Origin of the sequence: Neisseria gonorrhoeae, from assembly GCF_013030075.1 — a bacterium.
Classification (GTDB): domain Bacteria; phylum Pseudomonadota; class Gammaproteobacteria; order Burkholderiales; family Neisseriaceae; genus Neisseria; species Neisseria gonorrhoeae.
The window spans coordinates 1,518,135-1,535,706 of record NZ_AP023069.1; the positions used below are offsets into that span (position 1 = coordinate 1,518,135).

22 protein-coding genes and 1 tRNA gene are annotated in these 17,572 nt (G+C 54.7%); 7 read left to right on the plus strand and 16 right to left on the minus strand.

Features of this window, described 5'->3' with window-relative positions; all coding sequences use genetic code 11:
• Positions 1-105: 105 nt before the first annotated feature.
• The 3 genes from HT085_RS07860 to glnA form a co-directional block, all read right to left on the minus strand.
• Entirely contained in the window at positions 106-381 is a 276-nt protein-coding gene (locus HT085_RS07860) for a GIY-YIG nuclease family protein (RefSeq protein ID WP_003689530.1), read from the minus strand.
• Positions 378-1,661, minus strand: coding sequence for an MFS transporter (locus HT085_RS07865; protein ID WP_003693496.1), 1,284 nt, complete (start codon positions 1,659-1,661; stop codon positions 378-380). The genes HT085_RS07860 and HT085_RS07865 overlap by 4 nt, the downstream gene beginning before the upstream one ends.
• Before the next feature lie 148 nt (positions 1,662-1,809).
• Positions 1,810-3,228 (minus strand): type I glutamate--ammonia ligase, encoded by a 1,419-nt coding sequence (glnA, locus tag HT085_RS07870; protein WP_003697465.1) that lies wholly within the window; start codon positions 3,226-3,228, stop codon positions 1,810-1,812.
• 310 nt (positions 3,229-3,538) lie between these two features.
• On the opposite strand from glnA, the gene aroE reads away from it, so the two are divergent.
• The gene (gene aroE / locus HT085_RS07880) at positions 3,539-4,348 is read left to right on the plus strand and encodes a shikimate dehydrogenase (protein ID WP_003689536.1); all 810 of its coding nucleotides are present in this window, start codon (positions 3,539-3,541) and stop codon (positions 4,346-4,348) included.
• Between the two features lie 2 nt (positions 4,349-4,350).
• Positions 4,351-5,052, plus strand: a complete 702-nt coding sequence (gene mtgA / locus HT085_RS07885) for a monofunctional biosynthetic peptidoglycan transglycosylase (RefSeq protein WP_003693494.1) — start codon at positions 4,351-4,353, stop codon at positions 5,050-5,052.
• 273 nt (positions 5,053-5,325) lie between these two features.
• On the opposite strand, the gene HT085_RS07890 is transcribed toward mtgA, so the two are convergent.
• From HT085_RS07890 to HT085_RS07915, 6 genes are all read right to left on the minus strand, one after another.
• Positions 5,326-5,401, minus strand: a tRNA-Phe gene (locus HT085_RS07890).
• A gap of 190 nt (positions 5,402-5,591) precedes the next feature.
• Complete coding sequence (lptB, locus tag HT085_RS07895) at positions 5,592-6,326, minus strand: LPS export ABC transporter ATP-binding protein (protein WP_003689540.1); 735 nt, start codon at positions 6,324-6,326, stop codon at positions 5,592-5,594.
• A gap of 70 nt (positions 6,327-6,396) precedes the next feature.
• Entirely contained in the window at positions 6,397-6,927 is a 531-nt protein-coding gene (lptA, locus tag HT085_RS07900; protein WP_003689542.1) for a lipopolysaccharide transport periplasmic protein LptA, read from the minus strand.
• The gene (lptC, locus tag HT085_RS07905) at positions 6,908-7,489 is read right to left on the minus strand and encodes an LPS export ABC transporter periplasmic protein LptC (protein WP_003689544.1); all 582 of its coding nucleotides are present in this window, start codon (positions 7,487-7,489) and stop codon (positions 6,908-6,910) included. Before lptC ends, lptA begins: the two co-directional genes overlap by 20 nt.
• Positions 7,486-8,022 (minus strand): KdsC family phosphatase, encoded by a 537-nt coding sequence (locus tag HT085_RS07910; protein ID WP_003689546.1) that lies wholly within the window; start codon positions 8,020-8,022, stop codon positions 7,486-7,488. The genes lptC and HT085_RS07910 overlap by 4 nt, the downstream gene beginning before the upstream one ends.
• Positions 8,023-8,087: 65 nt before the next feature.
• Positions 8,088-9,062, minus strand: coding sequence for a KpsF/GutQ family sugar-phosphate isomerase (locus tag HT085_RS07915; RefSeq protein WP_003689550.1), 975 nt, complete (start codon positions 9,060-9,062; stop codon positions 8,088-8,090).
• A 96-nt stretch (positions 9,063-9,158) separates the two neighbouring features.
• On the opposite strand from HT085_RS07915, the gene tal reads away from it, so the two are divergent.
• The 4 genes from tal to gluQRS are packed head-to-tail and all read left to right on the plus strand — an operon-like array spanning position 9,159 to position 11,559.
• Positions 9,159-10,214, plus strand: a complete 1,056-nt coding sequence (gene tal, locus HT085_RS07920; protein ID WP_003689551.1) for a transaldolase — start codon at positions 9,159-9,161, stop codon at positions 10,212-10,214.
• 11 nt (positions 10,215-10,225) lie between these two features.
• Positions 10,226-10,360, plus strand: coding sequence for a hypothetical protein (locus HT085_RS12070; protein WP_003703570.1), 135 nt, complete (start codon positions 10,226-10,228; stop codon positions 10,358-10,360).
• 4 nt (positions 10,361-10,364) lie between these two features.
• Complete coding sequence (locus tag HT085_RS07925) at positions 10,365-10,655, plus strand: hypothetical protein (RefSeq protein WP_003689553.1); 291 nt, start codon at positions 10,365-10,367, stop codon at positions 10,653-10,655.
• 16 nt (positions 10,656-10,671) lie between these two features.
• Positions 10,672-11,559 carry a tRNA glutamyl-Q(34) synthetase GluQRS gene (gluQRS, locus tag HT085_RS07930; RefSeq protein ID WP_003689554.1) on the plus strand — a complete coding sequence of 296 codons (888 nt, stop codon included), beginning with the start codon at positions 10,672-10,674 and terminating at the stop codon, positions 11,557-11,559.
• 69 nt (positions 11,560-11,628) lie between these two features.
• Here the strand turns inward: gluQRS and dusA are convergent, their stop codons facing one another.
• Positions 11,629-12,645 carry a tRNA dihydrouridine(20/20a) synthase DusA gene (gene dusA, locus HT085_RS07935; RefSeq protein ID WP_003689555.1) on the minus strand — a complete coding sequence of 339 codons (1,017 nt, stop codon included), beginning with the start codon at positions 12,643-12,645 and terminating at the stop codon, positions 11,629-11,631.
• Positions 12,646-12,764: 119 nt separating this feature from the next.
• Between dusA and HT085_RS07940 the strand changes: the two genes are divergently transcribed.
• On the plus strand, positions 12,765-13,919 hold the full coding sequence (locus tag HT085_RS07940) for a tyrosine-type recombinase/integrase (protein ID WP_003697468.1): 1,155 nt from the start codon (positions 12,765-12,767) through the stop codon (positions 13,917-13,919).
• A 49-nt stretch (positions 13,920-13,968) separates the two neighbouring features.
• Here the strand turns inward: HT085_RS07940 and HT085_RS07945 are convergent, their stop codons facing one another.
• The 6 genes from HT085_RS07945 to HT085_RS07970 form a co-directional block, all read right to left on the minus strand.
• Positions 13,969-14,235: a pyocin activator PrtN family protein gene (locus HT085_RS07945; protein ID WP_003689557.1), complete on the minus strand. Its 267-nt coding sequence runs from the start codon at positions 14,233-14,235 to the stop codon at positions 13,969-13,971.
• Between the two features lie 107 nt (positions 14,236-14,342).
• Positions 14,343-15,491, minus strand: coding sequence for a DNA methyltransferase family protein (locus tag HT085_RS07950; RefSeq protein ID WP_003705649.1), 1,149 nt, complete (start codon positions 15,489-15,491; stop codon positions 14,343-14,345).
• Positions 15,488-16,471 carry a hypothetical protein gene (locus HT085_RS07955; protein WP_047919745.1) on the minus strand — a complete coding sequence of 328 codons (984 nt, stop codon included), beginning with the start codon at positions 16,469-16,471 and terminating at the stop codon, positions 15,488-15,490. Before HT085_RS07955 ends, HT085_RS07950 begins: the two co-directional genes overlap by 4 nt.
• 110 nt (positions 16,472-16,581) lie before the next feature.
• Positions 16,582-16,797, minus strand: coding sequence for a hypothetical protein (locus HT085_RS07960; protein ID WP_003691538.1), 216 nt, complete (start codon positions 16,795-16,797; stop codon positions 16,582-16,584).
• Between the two features lie 51 nt (positions 16,798-16,848).
• On the minus strand, positions 16,849-17,340 hold the full coding sequence (locus tag HT085_RS07965; RefSeq protein ID WP_003691537.1) for a siphovirus Gp157 family protein: 492 nt from the start codon (positions 17,338-17,340) through the stop codon (positions 16,849-16,851).
• Positions 17,337-17,519 carry a hypothetical protein gene (locus HT085_RS07970; protein ID WP_003691535.1) on the minus strand — a complete coding sequence of 61 codons (183 nt, stop codon included), beginning with the start codon at positions 17,517-17,519 and terminating at the stop codon, positions 17,337-17,339. The genes HT085_RS07965 and HT085_RS07970 overlap by 4 nt, the downstream gene beginning before the upstream one ends.
• Between the last annotated feature and the right edge of the window lie 53 nt (positions 17,520-17,572).

The following is a 17,572-nucleotide window of genomic DNA, read 5'->3' on the forward strand; positions in this document are numbered from 1 at the left end:
AGGGCGACGCTCTATGTGCCGTCCTGTGTGTTGAAACGTCGGTTTTCCTTACCGCCTGCCCCGCTTTTCCCTGATTGCTGCCAACTGCCGTCCGAACCTGAACCGTCAGGTTTCAGACGGCATTTTTTCTCCCTGTTCCCACAATTGCCGTTTTTGTGCGGCGGTCAGTTTTTTGACGGCGATTTCCTGTTTGAGCGCAGTGCCTTTATCCATGCCGCCTGCAACGATACGCATCGCCACCGGTTTGAATACGCGGGTATATTTCGCGCCTTTTCCGGCTGTGTGGATGGCAAGCCGCTGTTGCGGATTCGGGCTGATACCGCAATAGAACGCGCTGTTTTCACACAATATCAGGTAAACGCTCCAGTTTGACGCGTTCATCTGCCTGCATCCTGGGTTTTTTCCCCGTTCCAAGGCGCAACTTTCAGCAGCAGCAGCATACCCGGCAGGGCAAGTATGAAACACAGCCGGAAAAACGGTACATAACCCATCCATTCGATCAGATAGCCTGCAAAGGAATTGATGACCGTGCGCGGCACGGCGGACAGGCTGGTAAACAGCGCAAGCTGCGTTGCCGTAAACGCGGGATTGGTCTCGCGCGCCATATACGATACAAACGCCGCCGTCCCCAACCCCACGCCGACCGCTTCCGCGCCGATAACTGCCGCCAGCATCAGCCTCTCGCCTGTGCCGACCGTGTCGAAATGTCCGAACCCTGCCAGCCATACAAACCCCAAAACCGTTATTGCCTGCACCGCGCCGAATAGCCACAAGGCTTTGTTTACGCCGATTTTCAGCATCCACACGCCGCCCAAGATACCTGCCGCCACTGCCGGCCACAGTCCTGCATTTTTGGCAATCAAACCGATGTCGGTCTTGCTGAAACCCATATCCAGATAAAACGGCGTTGCCAACGCGGTTGCCATACTGTCGCCGAGTTTGTAAAGGAAGATAAACAGCAGCACGCACACCGCCGAAGCGATGCCCTTGCGCGTAAAAAATTCTTTAAACGGCTCTACCACGGTCTGCTTCAACGTTTTAGGAACGGAAGGCGGCAACACGGGTTCGTGCGCGAGAAACAGCGTCATCAGAAGGCCGGGCAGCATAAATAATGAAGTGATAACAAATACTTCTGACCACGGCATCCTGTCTGCCAACACCAAACTCAATGAACCGGGAATCAGGGCGGCAACCCGGTAGGCGTTCACATGAACCGAGTTGCCCAAACCCAATTCTTCGTCCGACAAAATCTCGCGCCTGAACGCATCCAATACAATGTCCTGACTGGCGGAAAAAAAAGCGACAAGCACCGACAAGCCGGCAATCAACGGCAGATGATTCCGGGGGTTTAAAAAGGCATATGCCGCCAAAGCCGCCAGTAACCCTGCCTGCGTCAGCAGCATCCACCCGCGCCGCCGTCCCAAAACGGGCAGCCTGACCGCGTCCATCAGCGGCGACCACAAAAATTTCCAAGTAAACGGCAGACCGATCAACGCCATCAGCCCGATGCTCTTCAAATCCACCTGCTCGCTGCGCAACCACGCCGGAATCAGGTTAATCAGAAAGTACAGCGGCAGCCCCGAGGCAAACCCCGTAAAAATACAGACGAGCATATTACGGGAAAAGATTTGCCCGATAAAACCTGATTTCGATGCAGTCATCGTTCGTACAGCCAAAAAACAAAAGCCTATTGTAGCAAATATCGCCCGCCTGCTGAAAAATGCCGCCACGCGCCGCCGGTTTGCCGTTCCAATGCAAAATGCCGTCTGAAACTGTGTTCAGACGGCATTGCTACTGAAACCCGACGGTTTACAGGCTGTAATACATTTCAAATTCCAGCGGGTGCGGCGCCATACGGATGCGGCGGACATCTTCCTCTTTAAAGGCGATGTAGCTGTCGATCCAGTCTTTGCTGAACACGCCGCCGCGCAGCAGGAATTCGTGGTCGGCCTTGAGGGCGGCAAGTGCTTCTTCCAAAGAAGCGCAGACGGTCGGGACGAGCGCGTCTTCTTCCGGCGGCAGGTCGTACAGGTTTTTATCGGCAGGGTCGCCCGGATGGATTTTGTTTTGAATGCCGTCCAAACCGGCCATCAGCAGGGCGGCAAATGCCAAATACGGGTTGGCGGTCGGGTCGGGGAAACGCGCTTCGATGCGGCGCGCCTTGCTGCTGTTCACAGACGGGATACGGATGGAAGCGGAACGGTTTTTGGCGGAATAGGCCAATTTGGTCGGTGCTTCAAAGTGCGGCACGAGGCGTTTGTAGGAGTTGGTGGACGGATTGGTAATCGCGTTCAGGGCTTTGGCGTGTTTGATGATGCCGCCGATGTAGTAGAGCGCGGTATCGGACAAACCGGCATAGCCGTCGCCTGCGAACAGGTTTTGACCGTCTTTCCAAATGGATTGGTGGACGTGCATACCGCTGCCGTTGTCGCCCATAATCGGTTTGGGCATAAAGGTGGCGGTTTTGCCGAAATTGTGGGCAACGTTTTGGATGACGTATTTCATATCTTGGGTTTGGTCGGCGCGTTTGACCAAAGTGGCGAAACGGGTGCCGATTTCCATTTGGCTGCCGGTACCGACTTCGCTGTGGTGGACTTCGACTTCGATGCCGAGTCCTTCCAAAATGTTCACCATGGCGGAGCGCAAATCTTGACCGCAGTCAATCGGCGCGACGGGCGCGTAGCCGCCTTTGACGGCGGGGCGGTGGCCGGTGTTTTGACCGTCCATATGCAGGCCGCTTGCCCACGCGCCGCTTTCGGACGTGATTTCGTAACGGGTTTTGTGCATGTCGGTTTCAAATTCTACGCCGTCGAAGACGAAGAATTCGGGTTCGGGGCCGAAATAGGCGGTGTCGCCGATACCGGAAGATTTCAAATAGGCTTCGGCGCGACGTGCGATGGAGCGCGGGTCGCGGTCGTAACCCTGACCGTCGGCAGGGTCGATGACGTCGCAGGTAATGACGACGGTAACATCATCATAAAAAGGATCGACGAAGGCTGTGGACGCATCGGGGCGCAACTGCATATCGGAAGCCTCAATGCCTTTCCAGCCGCCGATGGACGAGCCGTCAAACGCCGGTCCGTTTTCAAACCACTCTTCGGGGTCTTCCAACACGATGCGCGCAGGCACGGTAAAGTGGTGCTGCTTGCCTTTGGTATCGGTGAAGCGCAAATCGACAAAGCGGGCTTCGCTTTCTTCAATCAATTTTACGGCGTTTTTAATGGACATCTTCAGCTCCTGAAAAAGGGAAATGGCAAAATATGCGGAACGCGGCGGCTTGACGCAAAGTCGGCACGATTTTACCACGCCGATGCCGTCTGAAACCGGTTTTGCGTCAAATTCCAAGCCGGAAAATATAGTTTCAAACGGCAAGATTGTCAACAATATGCTTCGGTTTGTCTGTTCAAAAGCGGAATGCCCGCCCTTTTGTCCGAATGCCGACAAAACAGATGCCGTCTGAAGGCGGTTTCAGACGGCATCGTTCCCATCTTCGCGCCGCCGTTATAAAATGACCGCCCCGCCTTTATGGAATATGACTATGCACGCCCTCCCCCGCTACGCCGTTTTCGGCAACCCCGCCGCCCACAGCAAATCGCCGCAGATTCATCAGCAATTTGCCCTTCAGGAAGGCGTTGACATCGAATACGGACGCATTTGCGCCGACATCGGCGGTTTCGCGCAGGCGGTTTCGACATTTTTTGAAACAGGCGGTTGCGGGGCAAACGTTACCGTACCGTTCAAACAGGAAGCGTTTCATCTGGCGGACGAACATTCCGACCGCGCTTTGGCTGCCGGTGCGGTCAATACGCTGGTGTGGTTGGAAGACGGCAGAATACGCGGCGACAATACCGACGGTATCGGTTTGGCCAACGACATCACGCAGGTCAAAAACATTGCCATCGAGGGCAAAACCATCTTGCTTTTGGGCGCGGGCGGCGCGGTGCGCGGCGTGATTCCGGTTTTGAAAGAACACCGCCCTGCCCGTATCGTCATTGCCAACCGTACCCGCGCCAAAGCCGAGGAATTGGCGCGGCTTTTCGGCATTGAAGCCGTCCCGATGGCGGATGTGAACGGCGGTTTCGATATCATCATCAACGGCACGTCCGGCGGCTTGAGCGGTCAGCTTCCTGCCGTCAGCCCTAAAATTTTCCGCGACTGCCGCCTTGCCTACGATATGGTTTACGGCGAAGCGGCAAAACCGTTTTTAGATTTTGCACGACAATCGGGTGCGAAAAAAACTGCCGACGGACTGGGTATGCTAGTCGGTCAGGCGGCGGCTTCCTACGCCCTCTGGCGCGGTTTCAAACCGGACATCCGCCCCGTCATCGAACACATGAAAGCCCTGTAACCATGTTCCGCATCGTCAAATGGCTGATTGCCCTGCCCGTCGGCATCTTTATCTTCTTCAATGCCTATGTGTACGGCAACATCATTACCTACCGCGCCGTCGCGCCCCATCGGACTGCCTTTATGTCGATGCGGATGAAGCAGTTTGAACAAGAAGGTCGCGATGTCGCACTGGATTACCGCTGGATGCCCTACAAACGCATTTCCACCAACCTGAAAAAAGCCCTGATTGCTTCCGAAGATGTCCGTTTTGCCGGACACGGCGGCTTCGATTGGGGCGGCATTCAAAACGCCATCAGGCGCAACCGGAACAGCGGCGAAGTGAAGGCGGGCGGATCGACCATCAGCCAGCAGCTTGCCAAAAACCTCTTCCTCAACGAAAGCCGCAACTATCTGCGCAAAGGGGAAGAGGCGGCCATTACGGCAATGATGGAAGCTGTTACCGACAAAAACAGGATTTTCGAACTGTATTTAAACTCAATCGAATGGCACTACGGCGTTTTCGGCGCGGAAGCTGCGTCCCGGTATTTTTATAAAAAACCGGCCGCAGACCTGACCAAACAGCAGGCGGCGAAACTGACGGCACTCGTCCCCGCCCCGCTCTACTACGCTGACCATCCGAAAAGCAAACGGCTGCGCAACAAAACCAATATCGTGCTCAGACGCATGGGTTCGGCAGAATTACCCGAAAGCGATACGGACTGATTGTTTCAGATATGGAAATGCCGTCTGAACTGCGGTTCGGACGGCATATGTTTTCTGGTTCTTATAGTGGATTAAATTTAAACCGGTACGGCGTTACCCCGCCTTGCCGTACTATGTTGTACTGTCTGCGGCTTCGTCGCTTTGTCCTGATTTTTGTTAATCCACTAACCTGCCCGACAGCCGCAAAGACCATGTCGTGCATGGCAGGTATTTGCGGTGCGGGACTGCTGCCGAAAACGGCAGGCAAAAAAAAACCGCTTATAAGCGGTTTTTTGGTGGCCAGAGGCGGAATCGAACCGCCGACACACGGATTTTCAATCCGTTGCTCTACCAACTGAGCTATCTGGCCTGTATCTGTCTCGTTAAGAGGTGCGTATTAAACCAAATTTCGGGACGACACGCAAGCGGATTTGTCGATATTTTTTACCCAACCGACTAAGTCGATGTTTTAAGTTTAAATTAATTTCACAGAAAAATAGTGCAAATCGGTTTTTTGCCGTTCGTTCGGCGATGTTCTGCTTTGCAGACGGCAAAACGCTTCAATATTTGAAGTTCTCGCCCAAATAGACGGCGCGCACCTGTTCGTTGCCGACCAAATCGTCGGGCTTGCCGGAAGCCAGCACCGCACCGTCTGAAATGATGTAGGCGCGGTCGCAGATGCTGAGGGTCTCGCGGACGTTGTGGTCGGTAATCAATACGCCGATGCCGCGCGATTTGAGGAAACCGATGATTTTCTGGATGTCGATGACGGCGATGGGATCGACGCCGGCAAAAGGTTCGTCCAAAAGGATGAAACGTGGTTTCATGGCGAGGACACGGGCGATTTCGACGCGCCGCCGTTCGCCGCCGGACAGCGACGGCGCAGGATTGCGGCGCAAGTGTCCGATATTGAGGTCGGCGAGCAGTTTTTCGATTTCTCTGTCGATTTGATTTTTATCTTTGGTTCTGATTTCCAAGATGGCGCGGATGTTTTGTTCGACGGTCATTTTGCGGAATATCGAGGCTTCCTGCGGCAGGTAGCCGACACCCAGGCGGGCGCGTTCGTGTATGGGCAGGTGGCGCAATTCCCGCCCGTCCAGCATCACGCTGCCTGCGTCGGCAGCGATGAGCCCGACTATCATGTAGAAGCCGGTGGTTTTGCCTGCGCCGTTGGGCCCGAGCAGTCCGATGACTTCGCCGCTTTCGATCTCAAGGGAGAAACTTTTGACGACTTGGCGTTTTTTGAAACTTTTCTGCAGGTTTTGGACGACGAGGCGGCTGTTGTTTGCGCTCATAAATCTCTTCTCGGCATTTCGGTCGGCAAATGCCGTCTGAACTGCGTTTCCGTTTCAGACGGCATCGGGGTTATTCGGTTTTTTGTGTGCTTGAAGGCTGGATGACGACGCTGACCCTGCCGGTTTTGGAAGCGGATTTCGCACCCGATTTCGTGCTGCCGTTGATGGTATAGACTTCGGTTTTGGTGTTGTAGGTAATGACCGCACCTTCGGCAACGTCGCCGCCGCGCTGCACTTTGGCATTGCCGGTCAGAACGACGGTGCTTCCTGCGGAGGAATAGGTAACGTTGTTTGCCTGACCGCGCACCGTCCCTTTGCCCCCGTCCAACGTTTGGCTGAAGCGGACGGGCGAACCTTCCGCCCTCACGGATTCGCCGCCTTTGCCGCCGCGTGTGACGTTGACGCGCGAGGCGGAAATGTTGAGCGTACCCTGTCTGATGATGACATTGCCGCTAAATGTGGTACTTTGGTTGGCTTGATCGAGCGAACCTTGGTCGGCTTCGATTTGGATGGGCCGTCTGCTGTCGCTTTGAAGGGCAAAAGCGGGAGAAGTTGCAAAAATTACAATTAAAACAAATAGCTTACATATCTTTTGTATCATAAATCGCGGCTTTCACTTTAGATGAGAAGTTCAACATGCCTGTTTTGTGGTTGTAGGTCATACCGCCCGCCTGACCGTGCGATGCACCATATTGGAAACTGACAGGCGTATCGGTTTGGGCATATTGAGATTCGGTATCGACGTGCAGTTTTTCGGTTTCGACTTTACCCGCCTGCCGCCTGCCGTCGGCGGTTTTGGTCAGCACAACGTTGTTTTTAAAAAGAACCTGTTTGTTTTCGGTATGGTAAACGGCTTCATCGCTGCCGACTTCGTACAACAGCCTGCCTTCTTGGAAGAACACGAGATGCGGCGAATCAAAATGGATGTCGCTGTTTTCGGGAAACTGTTTCGCACCTTTCGCGCTCAAATGTTCTTTCAAGTATCCCTGTTCGTCAAACCGCCTTCCGTCCAAGCCGTCCATTGTGTATTGAGGTTCGTCGGGATTGAGCCTGACTTCCTCGATTTCGACTTCGCTGATACGGCCCAACCATGCCGACAGGCTGCCCAAGGCAACCGCCAATATCAATGGGAACGCAATTCCGTACCGCCATCTTACTTTCATTTGATGTACCCGTTCAAAGCCGCGCCCAACGTACCTTTCGCGCGGATAATCAGGTCACACACTTCGCGCACCGCGCCCGCACCGCCGGGGCGTTTGGCAATATAGGCGGCGTGTTGCAGCGTAAACCAATGCGCGTCGGGGACGGCAACCGGCAATCCGCAGCGCACCATCACCGGCAAATCGACCACGTCGTCGCCGACAAAGGCGCACTCGGCTTCTTCCAAGCCTGCCTGCGCGCGCAGCTCTTCATACGCGGCGCGTTTGTCCGAAATGCCTTTGAAGTAGTAATTTATGCCCAACTGTTTGACGCGGATGCCGACGGAGGGCGCGTCCCGACCTGTGATAATCGCAGTCTGCACGCCGCTTGCCTGAAGCATTTTCAGGCCGTGTCCGTCCAGTGTGTGAAACGATTTGATTTCTTCGCCGTCGTCGCGGATAAAGATGCGCCCGTCGGTCAAAACGCCGTCCACATCCAATATCAGCAGTTTGATTTTGGCGGCGCGTGCCTGTAATTCGGGAGAAATTGCCTGCATTGGGATTTCCTTGTTTTCAGACGGCATATCTTACCACAAATGCCGTCTGAAACGGCTGCAACGCCTTATACAATCCGCGCCGCCAAAAGGTCGTGCATATTCAGCGCACCTGTCAGCACGCCGTCTGCATCGGTAACCAGAAGCCCGTTCACATGGTTTGCCTGCATGACTTTCAGGGCTTCGGTGGCGAGGCGTTCGGCGGAGATGGTTTTAGGGTGTGTATGCATGACTTCGTCTATCGAAAGACCGGTAAAATTGTCGCATTCTTGAAACAGGCGGCGCAAATCGCCGTCAGTAAACACGCCTTTCAGACAGCCTTGCCCGTCCGTTACCGCCAACATGCCCAAACCTTTCTCGCTCATGCTGACGATGGCTCCTTTCAAGGGCGTGCCGAGTCGGACGGCGGGCAGGCCGCCGCCTTTGTGCATAATGTCGGCAACGCGCAAAAGCAGGCGTTTGCCGAGGCTGCCGGCAGGGTGGATCAAGGCGAAGTCGTCGGGCGTGAACGCGCGGGCGCGCAGCAGGACGACCGCCAACGCGTCGCCCAAAGCCATAACGGCGGTGGTGCTGGTGGTCGGGGCAAGCCCCAACGGGCAGGCTTCTTGCGAAACCGATGCGGTGATGTGGATATCGGCATGGCGCGCCATGGTTGAATCGGGGCGGGCGGTGATGCAGACGAGGGTAATGTCTTTGCGTTTGAGCGCGGGGATGATGGCGGTGATTTCGTCGCTTTCGCCGGAATTGGAAATGGCGGCGACGACGTCGTTGTCCACAATCATGCCCAAATCGCCGTGTGCCGCTTCCGCAGGGTGGACGAAAAACGCGGGCGTGCCGGTCGAGGCCATGGTTGCCGCCATTTTGCGCCCGATATGTCCGGACTTGCCCATACCCGTGATGACGACCCTGCCCTTGCAGTGCAACAACGCGTCTGCCGCAAGGACGAAGTTTTCGTCCAATTCCGCCGCAATTTCGCGCAAGCCTTCCGCTTCGGTGTGCAACACTTCGCGCGCCCAGTCGAGATATTTTTCGTTTTCTGCCATTGCCATCCGCCTTTGCTGTAACAAAACTACCCAAAATTTCCGAATCGGGGTAGCATAAGCCTTCAAACCCCGCCCATCCATCCAAAGGAATCAAAAATGACTATTTTATCGGACGTTAAAGCATTAGGACAACAAATCTGGCTGGACAACCTTTCCCGCTCGCTCGTGCAAAGCGGCGAATTGGCGCAAATGCTCAAACAAGGCGTGTGCGGCGTAACTTCCAATCCCGCCATTTTCCAAAAAGCCTTCGCCGGCGACGCGCTTTATGCCGACGAGGTCGCCGCCCTCAAGCGGCAAAACCTCAGCCCCAAACAACGCTACGAAACCATGGCGGTTGCCGACGTACGGGCAGCCTGCGACGTTTGCCTTGCCGAACACGAATCCACCGGCGGCAAAACCGGTTTCGTCAGTCTCGAAGTTTCTCCCGAACTTGCCAAAGACGCTCAAGGCACGGTAGAAGAAGCCCGCCGCCTCCATGCCGCCATCGCGCGTAAAAACGCCATGATTAAAGTGCCTGCCACCGACGCAGGCATCGATGCGCTCGAAACCCTCGTTTCAGACGGCATCAGCGTGAACCTGACCCTGCTGTTCTCACGCGCCCAAACCCTCAAAGCCTACGCCGCCTACGCGCGCGGCATTGCCAAACGCTTGGCAGCCGGACAAAGCGTTGCCCATATCCAAGTTGTCGCCAGCTTCTTCATCTCGCGCGTGGACAGTGCGCTGGATGCAACGCTGCCCGACCGGCTCAAAGGCAAAACCGCCATCGCCCTTGCCAAAGCCGCCTATCAAGATTGGGAACAATATTTCACCGCCCCCGAATTTGCCGCACTGGAAGCCCAAGGCGCAAACCGCGTGCAGCTTTTATGGGCATCTACCGGCGTGAAAAACCCAGCCTATCCCGACACGCTCTACGTTGACAGCCTGATCGGCGTGCACACCGTCAACACCGTCCCCGATGCCACGCTCAAAGCCTTTATCGACCACGGCACGGCGAAAGCGACGCTGACCGAAAGCGCGGACGAAGCACGGGCGCGGCTCGCCGAAATTGCCGCGCTCGGCATCGATGTCGAAACCTTGGCGGCGCGTTTGCAGGAAGACGGTTTGAAACAGTTTGAAGAAGCCTTTGAAAAACTGCTCGCGCCTTTGGTTTAGGCATTTCCCCGATGCCGTCTGAAAGGCTTTCAGACGGCATCGCCCGTTTGACCGGACACAGTGCGGCATATCAAGGATCCGCCCTAAAAATATTAATGGGCAAGAAGTTAATGCACGACATTACCCGCCAACACAAAAGGAAATAGAATCATGGCAAAAGCACTCGAAATCATTTCACCCGATGAAATTTATTCAGATCTGATTTTTAAGGATCCGGTACCTCCCCATACTATATATACAGAATTGATGAAACTGGTTGGTAGAAATGCAGGCAATGAGAGAATTGCAGATAGAGCCTTCGATTTTTTCTCGCCTGCTCTTATGGATGATTCAGCTACCGAAGAGCAATATAATGCCCTATATGATTTAACCTTGCTTGAAGAGCCCGGGATGGAACTGGATAAAGATGAGATAACGGCTTTGATTAATAGTCTTAAATAAAGGGGCTGTACCGGATATGTACACAGGACGCTTCGCCCCCAGCCCGACCGGGTTGCTCCACATCGGCTCTCTGCTGACCGCCGTCGCTTCCTATGCCGATGCACGTTCAAACGGCGGCAAATGGCTGGTCCGTATGGAAGACCTCGATCCGCCGCGCGAAATGCCGGGGGCGGCAAGCCATATCCTGCACACGCTCGAGGCATTCGGATTCGAGTGGGACGGCGAAGTCACCTATCAGAGCCGCCGTTACGCCCTGTATGAAGAAACCCTATACCGTCTGAAAACCGCCGGACTGGTCTATCCCTGCCATTGCAACCGCAAAGACTGGCAGGCCGGGGCAAGGCGGGGCACAGACGGGTTCGTCTATAACGGACGCTGCCGCCACCCCGGCCAACGCCCTGCACTGCAAGGCAAACAGCCGTCGTGGCGCATCCGCGTCCCCGACCGCGACATCGGCTTTTCAGACGGCATCGTCGGCAGTTACACCCAAAACCTCGCCCGCGACATCGGCGATTTCGTCCTGTTCCGTGCAGACGGTTACTGGGCATACCAGCTCGCCGTCGTTGCCGACGATGCCGAACAGGGCGTTACCCACATCGTGCGCGGACAAGACCTGCTCGTTTCCACACCGCGCCAAATCTATTTGCAGCAGTGTTTGGGCGTTCCGACACCGCAATATGCCCACCTGCCGCTGCTGACCAACGCGCAAGGGCAGAAATGGTCGAAGCAGACGCTCGCCCCCGCATTGGATTCAAACCGCCGCGAACAACTTCTCCGCCAAGTGTTCCGCTACCTCAAGCTGCCCGAAGCACCGGAAACCGACCGCCCTGCCGAATTGCTCGACTGGGCGGTGGCACACTGGGATATGGACAAAGTGCCGAAACACGCCATTACCGCCCCCTAAACACCACCCGACAAACGCACAAATGCCGTCTGAAACCTTCAGACGGCATTTCACACATACAGCCCCGCCCTATTCGCGCGTATTTGCCCGTTCGACTTCTTTCCACGCTTCGAAAATCAGGCCGCCGTCGTTGTCTTTCAAGAGCGTTGCATCGGAAAGCATACGCCGCCAAGTCCGCGCGCCTTTCAAACCGTGCATCAGCCCGAGGCTGTGGCGGACGATGTGGCGCAGGATTGTGCCGCGTCCGGCTTGGATTTGGACTTGGCTGTATGTGTAGAGGCGCTGCACCAAATCGGCGTATTCGATCGGGGCGCGGTTGTCACCGTAAAACAGCCTGTCCCATTCGCGCATCACCATCGGGTTGTGGTATGCCTCGCGCCCGACCATCACGCCGTCAACGTGTTGCAAGTGTCCGGCGATTGCTTCGTTGGTGGTGATGCCGCCGTTGATGATGATTTCCAGCTCGGGAAACTCCTGCTTGAGGCGGTAAACGTAATCGTATTTCAAGGGCGGAACATCGCGGTTTTCTTTGGGCGAAAGACCGTCCAGCCAAGCGTTGCGGGCGTGGACGATGAAGGTTTTGCAGGCGGTTTTGTCGCGCAGCGTGCCGACGAAATCGGCAACGGTTTGGTATTCGGTCTGCCTGTCCACACCGATGCGGTGTTTGACGGTAACGGGGATGCCGACCGCGTCGTGCATGGCGTTGAGGCAGTCGGCAACCAGCCCGACTTCGTTCATCAGACACGCGCCGAACGCGCCTTTCTGCACGCGCGGACTGGGACAGCCGCAGTTGAGGTTGACCTCGTTGTAGCCGTATTCTTCGGCGGCTTTGGCGGCTTTCGCCAAATCGGACGGATCGCTGCCGCCCAGTTGCAGGGCGACGGGCTGCTCGCCTTCGTTAAACATCAAAAAACGGTCTTTGTCGCCGTAAACAATCGCGCCGGCGTTGACCATTTCGCTGTAAAGCCAAGCATTTCGGGTAATCTGGCGGGCAAGGTAACGGTAGTGCCTGTCCGTCCAGTCGAGCATCGGGGCGACGCATAAACGCCTTTTCCCTTTATGTTCAATAAGTTCCTTGTTTATCATAAGGTTTTCACATTCTTTTAACTCAAACATTCTTTATTATTTGCTTGGATTTTTGCCCATTTCACTATATTTGACGTACCATACTTGCACCATAATTTTTAATTCTTGGAATGGTGCAAATGGCAACAATAACCAAGCGGCGCAATCCTTCCGGCGAAACAGTATATCGGGTTCAGGTACGGGTCGGCAAGAAAGGCTATCCTGCTTTCAATGAGAGCAGGACGTTCAGTAAAAAGGCTTTGGCGGTCGAATGGGGGAAGAAACGGGAGGCGGAAATCGAAGCCGGCCCAGAACTGCTTTTCAAGCGCGGCAAGGTCAAGATGATGACGCTGTCCGAAGCTATGCGGAAGTATCTTAACGAAACGCTTGGAGCGGGTCGGTCAAAGAAAATGGGCTTGCGTTTTCTGATGGAGTTCCCGATTGGCGGCATCGGCATCGATAAGCTGAAACGGTCTGATTTCGCGGAACACGTTATGCAGAGGCGGCGCGGAATCCCCGAACTGGACATTGCGCCAATCGCGGCTTCTACGGCATTGCAGGAGCTGCAATATATCCGTTCCGTGCTAAAACACGCCTTTTATGTGTGGGGGCTTGAAATAGGCTGGCAGGAATTGGATTTCGCGGCAAACGGGCTGAAACGCTCGAATATGGTTGCGAAATCTGCAATCAGGGACAGATTGCCGACCACGGAAGAACTGCAAACCCTGACAACTTATTTCCTGCGGCAATGGCAAAGCAGGAAATCTTCCATACCGATGCACCTGATTATGTGGCTGGCGATTTATACGTCAAGGCGGCAGGATGAGATTTGCCGCCTGCTGTTTGACGACTGGCACAAAAATGATTGTACCCGGCCGGTTCGTGATTTAAAAAATCCGAACGGCAGCACAGGGAATAATAAGGAGTTTGATATTCTGCCTATGGCTTTGCCGGTCATTGACGAGCTGCCGGAGGAATCGGTCAGGAAGCGTATGCTTGCCAACAAAGGCATCGCCGACAGCCTTGTACCGTGCAACGGAAAATCGGTTTCCGCCGCTTGGACGAGGGCGTGCAAGGTTCTTAGAATTAAAGACTTGCGCTTCCACGATTTACGGCACGAGGCTGCTACCCGTATGGCTGAAGACGGCTTCACGATTCCGCAAATGCAACGGGTAACGCTGCATGACGGTTGGAACAGCCTGCAGAGGTATGTGAGCGTACGCAAACGCTCGACGCGGCTGGATTTTAAAGAGGCAATGATGCAGGCGCAAAGCGATATAAAATCCGGGAAGTGATGTTAAATTAAAGGGGATGTGCCGCATCCCCTGATTCCTCCGTCTTGCATCAAGACCGGAATTTCCGATATTCCGATTTTGCCTTTTCTTCCTTGTCTGCGATTGCCTTTGCAAGCTCTCGGACGCTGACGAAATATTCCGATTTTCGGCTGTCGGACAATCGGAAAATCGGAAACGGAAGCTCGCACCGTACCCCCGATGCTTTAAACGCGTTAAAGCCGATATGGGCAAAAAAGTCTTTGTGTACTTCCCTCGGCGGGATATACGGGCGGCCGCCGTATGCGATTAAAAGCCCTTGTTCTTTACTGATGTTCATATATACCTCTTTCTGTTAATTCTGCTTTGTCCGGGTTTCCGCTTTTTTACGGCTTGGCGGATGTTCAGCCTGCGTCGGTGCATAAGTCCTCCTGTTCGGGCGGTTGTTCAGCCGGCCGCCCCTCCGAAAAGTGGCAGGCTGCACGGGAAGTAGTGTTTTTTTCCGTATTTCTCTGCCTGTATCAGGTTGCACAGGCGGTCGCAAAAGCCGTCAAATTCGGCATGCGGCCAGCCTTCTATCTCGTTGACCATTTTGCTGAACCTCAATTCCCGGGCAATCCGCTTTGCCGCTGCGTCACGGCATTCGTGTTCCAAGAGGACGGGGTCTTCCTTTTCCTTCGGCGGTGCAGGTTCTTGCACGGTTTGCCACAAGTCCGGTTCGATTTGCCAAGTGTCGGCGGCAAGCAGGGTGTCTGTTTTGCAGTCGTACAGTTCGCGGATGCAGCCGCCGTCGGTTTTGTCTTTGTCGATAACCAGTAAAAGCACTTCGATCGGCGTGTCTTCAAACGCGTTTTGTATGCGGTTGAGTTCTGCCAGCCGGTTGCCGATGATTTCGCGGAATCGCTGCTCGCTTTTGCGGTAGGCGATGCCGGGGAACAGGATGAAGAATCCGAAGCGGCGGGCGTTTTCCAATCCTTTTAAAACGAAGATTTCATCGGCTACGCCCGATTTCTTCCACGGGTATTCCTGTGCGATACGGCTTTTTTCGTCTTCGCTCAAATCCTTTAGCTTGATGGAAAACGGCGGATTCATGACGGTGCAGTCTTGCGGTTCGCCGTCGGTATAAAGGAAAAGGCTTGTGTTGTATACTTTGGCGGCAGGGTAGTTTTGCAACAAGGCTTTACACGCTTCCGCCTGTATCTCTACGGCGCGGAAATCGGACGGTTCGATGTACTGCTCCAGCTGCCCGCTTCCTGCCGCGCCGTCAAATACGCCCGGGTGTTCGCCGCAGTATCGGCGGACTTTGGCGGCAACCAGCCGCCTCAAGCTGCCGCCCGTGATGTATTCGGCGTAGCCGCCGGCTTTTTTACGGTTGTTGTGTCCTTGAAACGTCATGGGTTTTCGTCCGTTCTCTGGCTTGTCCGGGTGTGGCGGAGCGTTTGCGGATGCGGCTGACGCGCTGCGGTTTGCCGTCTTCGCCGCGCTGAAAAACGCTTGTTCCGCCGCGCCGGCAGCCGTGCCGCTTATGCCTGATGCCGTGTTTGAGCCTTTTGTGCCGGAATCGTGATACACGCAGGTCCGGATGTGCGTCCTCATGCCGCCGCTTCCCTGTGCATGAGGCTGATCAGGTTTGCCGTCCGTTTGAAATGTTCGGTCCAGTTGAAGCAGCTGAAGCCGGCGCCGTTGTCGCAATGCCGGATGACGTCTTCCGAGTCTTTTACGGCCCGGACCAACGCGCCGCCTTTGTCCGCAACAAGCATTTTCATCATCGGCCGGCGCACGTCGCTTATCCGTCGGGGGCGCACGGGATTCAGCGGCTTGCCGTACATCGCCGAAAGCTCCTTGTCCGCCTGAATGCCCACATCGTAAAGCAGGTTTGCGGCGTGTAGGATCCGGCCTGTAAATTCCGCGTACGGCATTTTCAGGCGGCGGGCTTCCGCGCGCGAATCCGCGCCGTTGACGACTTTGCCGACCGCCGAAATCAAACCGCCGTCAAGTTCTAAAAACGCCATGGCTTTCTTGGCAACCCGCACGGCCAATGAGTATGCCGATACTTCGGCTATCAGCCGTGCAGGCGCGTCTTTCAGAAATTCTTCGTACGCGGCGAAGAGATTTGACAGCGGACGCAGCACGAGTTGGCGCTGATTCGGGCTAAGGTCGTCGAAATCCTTAGTCCATTGCGCGACCGCCTGCGATGCTTCGCGGCAGGCAAACAGTACGCTTTCCTCGTTCGCGGGGTCGTCCGTGTTGCAGTACAGGCCCAAGCGTTGCACCTGTTTGACGATATGTTCGGCGAAGTTGATTAACTCCTGATTGCAGGCATAGCGCATATCCTGCAGGGACAGCCGCATCATGATGCCGCACGTCAGGGCTTCGTCTTCCGATACCTTTGCGCCCGACAACATCCGGGCGATGTTTTCTTTTTGCGCTTTTGACCGGGCGGACAGCCGGTTCCGGTCAACGTTTTTTACTGTTCCCGCGCGTTTGACGGCGCGTTCCTGCCGCGTTGATTCCTTCGCCGCGCGTTTGGCGGCAAGCATCTGTTTTGCCGTCGGTTTTGTTGCTACTGTTTGCATTTTGTTTTCTCGATTTTTTGATGCCGTTCTCTCAATGCCCAATCATAAAGCTGTATCTCTCACGGGGTCGCCGAATTTAAATTGATAGTTCATGTCTTGTTCCATTAATATCAAACGCAATCTTCAAACACCTCAATTACATTTTTTAAATCGCTAATACCATAATTTATTACATCCTTTAGAAATTCCAAAGAGGTATCCGCTTCGTCTGCTTTATCCCTAATTTCGTCTATATAACCCTCTAACGATTCAGGCTCTTTTAATGCTTCTTTGCATAAGTTATCTATTACCCTTAATGCGTTTTTTACATCTTCCAAATAGCTCATTTTTTGCTCCTTAACTCAAAATGGGATGCTGTCGTCAACATCTTCTACGGTTTATCTAATCTGCAAATTCTTCCGCCCTTCAATCTTCGCGCCTGCTACTTGCCGACCGCTTTCAATCGCTTTTCTGATGGCGGTTTTGTCCGGTTCGGTTTTGACGGCCTCACGCATAAATTCGGCGGGGATTTGTGCTTCGTCTAAGATCACGACGGCTTCGGATTTGCGGAACGAGGCTTTAAAAGTGCCGTCGTCCGCTTTGATTTCGGTAATGCCCGCCGCCTGCATATTGCGCGCCAAGTAGTCTTTCAGGCTTTGATTCCGCGCTTTTGCCGCCTTGAGCTTCCCGGTCATCCGCCCGATATGCTCTTCAAGCATTTTTTCCGTGATTTCTTGGTTTTTAATATAAGCGATAACGGATTGCGCTTTGACCTCGAACTGCCCGATAACGGCTTCCAGCGTGTCTTCGCGCTCGGTTTCGCTGTCGAAGTAGTAATCAAGCGCCGCCTGTACGTCTGCCGCGCACCGGTAGAGTGTGAGGGCGGTCATTGTGCCCCTCCCTCATATTCGGCAACCGCTTCGCCAAGCGCGGCGTGTATGGCGTATGCCTGTTCGATGTTGATGAATAGGTCGTCGCTGCCGATGGTGATGTTGATGTATCCCTGTTCGGGATTGGCGGCGGCGCCAATGGTTTTCCCGTCCCATTGGGTCAGGTCGATGTTTGCCATTTTTTTGTTTCCTTTCTCTGTTGCCGTCCGAAGCAGTTGCAAACTAAAAATCG

Coding starts and splice junctions, on each gene's coding strand:
- lptB (WP_003689540.1), bottom strand. CDS start 6,326: ATGAGCGCAAACAACAGCCGCCTCGTCGTCCAAAACCTGCAGAAAAGT.
- mtgA (WP_003693494.1), top strand. CDS start 4,351: ATGTTCCGCATCGTCAAATGGCTGATTGCCCTGCCCGTCGGCATCTTT.
- HT085_RS07925 (WP_003689553.1), top strand. CDS start 10,365: ATGGCAAAAGCACTCGAAATCATTTCACCCGATGAAATTTATTCAGAT.
- HT085_RS07960 (WP_003691538.1), bottom strand. CDS start 16,797: ATGAGCTATTTGGAAGATGTAAAAAACGCATTAAGGGTAATAGATAAC.
- HT085_RS07940 (WP_003697468.1), top strand. CDS start 12,765: ATGGCAACAATAACCAAGCGGCGCAATCCTTCCGGCGAAACAGTATAT.
- HT085_RS07970 (WP_003691535.1), bottom strand. CDS start 17,519: ATGGCAAACATCGACCTGACCCAATGGGACGGGAAAACCATTGGCGCC.
- lptC (WP_003689544.1), bottom strand. CDS start 7,489: ATGAAAGTAAGATGGCGGTACGGAATTGCGTTCCCATTGATATTGGCG.
- HT085_RS07915 (WP_003689550.1), bottom strand. CDS start 9,062: ATGGCAGAAAACGAAAAATATCTCGACTGGGCGCGCGAAGTGTTGCAC.
- HT085_RS07950 (WP_003705649.1), bottom strand. CDS start 15,491: ATGAGGACGCACATCCGGACCTGCGTGTATCACGATTCCGGCACAAAA.
- HT085_RS07910 (WP_003689546.1), bottom strand. CDS start 8,022: ATGCAGGCAATTTCTCCCGAATTACAGGCACGCGCCGCCAAAATCAAA.
- HT085_RS07955 (WP_047919745.1), bottom strand. CDS start 16,471: ATGCAAACAGTAGCAACAAAACCGACGGCAAAACAGATGCTTGCCGCC.
- HT085_RS07965 (WP_003691537.1), bottom strand. CDS start 17,340: ATGACCGCCCTCACACTCTACCGGTGCGCGGCAGACGTACAGGCGGCG.
- lptA (WP_003689542.1), bottom strand. CDS start 6,927: ATGATACAAAAGATATGTAAGCTATTTGTTTTAATTGTAATTTTTGCA.
- glnA (WP_003697465.1), bottom strand. CDS start 3,228: ATGTCCATTAAAAACGCCGTAAAATTGATTGAAGAAAGCGAAGCCCGC.
- HT085_RS12070 (WP_003703570.1), top strand. CDS start 10,226: ATGCCGTCTGAAAGGCTTTCAGACGGCATCGCCCGTTTGACCGGACAC.
- dusA (WP_003689555.1), bottom strand. CDS start 12,645: ATGATAAACAAGGAACTTATTGAACATAAAGGGAAAAGGCGTTTATGC.
- gluQRS (WP_003689554.1), top strand. CDS start 10,672: ATGTACACAGGACGCTTCGCCCCCAGCCCGACCGGGTTGCTCCACATC.
- HT085_RS07860 (WP_003689530.1), bottom strand. CDS start 381: ATGAACGCGTCAAACTGGAGCGTTTACCTGATATTGTGTGAAAACAGC.
- HT085_RS07945 (WP_003689557.1), bottom strand. CDS start 14,235: ATGAACATCAGTAAAGAACAAGGGCTTTTAATCGCATACGGCGGCCGC.
- tal (WP_003689551.1), top strand. CDS start 9,159: ATGACTATTTTATCGGACGTTAAAGCATTAGGACAACAAATCTGGCTG.
- aroE (WP_003689536.1), top strand. CDS start 3,539: ATGCACGCCCTCCCCCGCTACGCCGTTTTCGGCAACCCCGCCGCCCAC.
- HT085_RS07865 (WP_003693496.1), bottom strand. CDS start 1,661: ATGACTGCATCGAAATCAGGTTTTATCGGGCAAATCTTTTCCCGTAAT.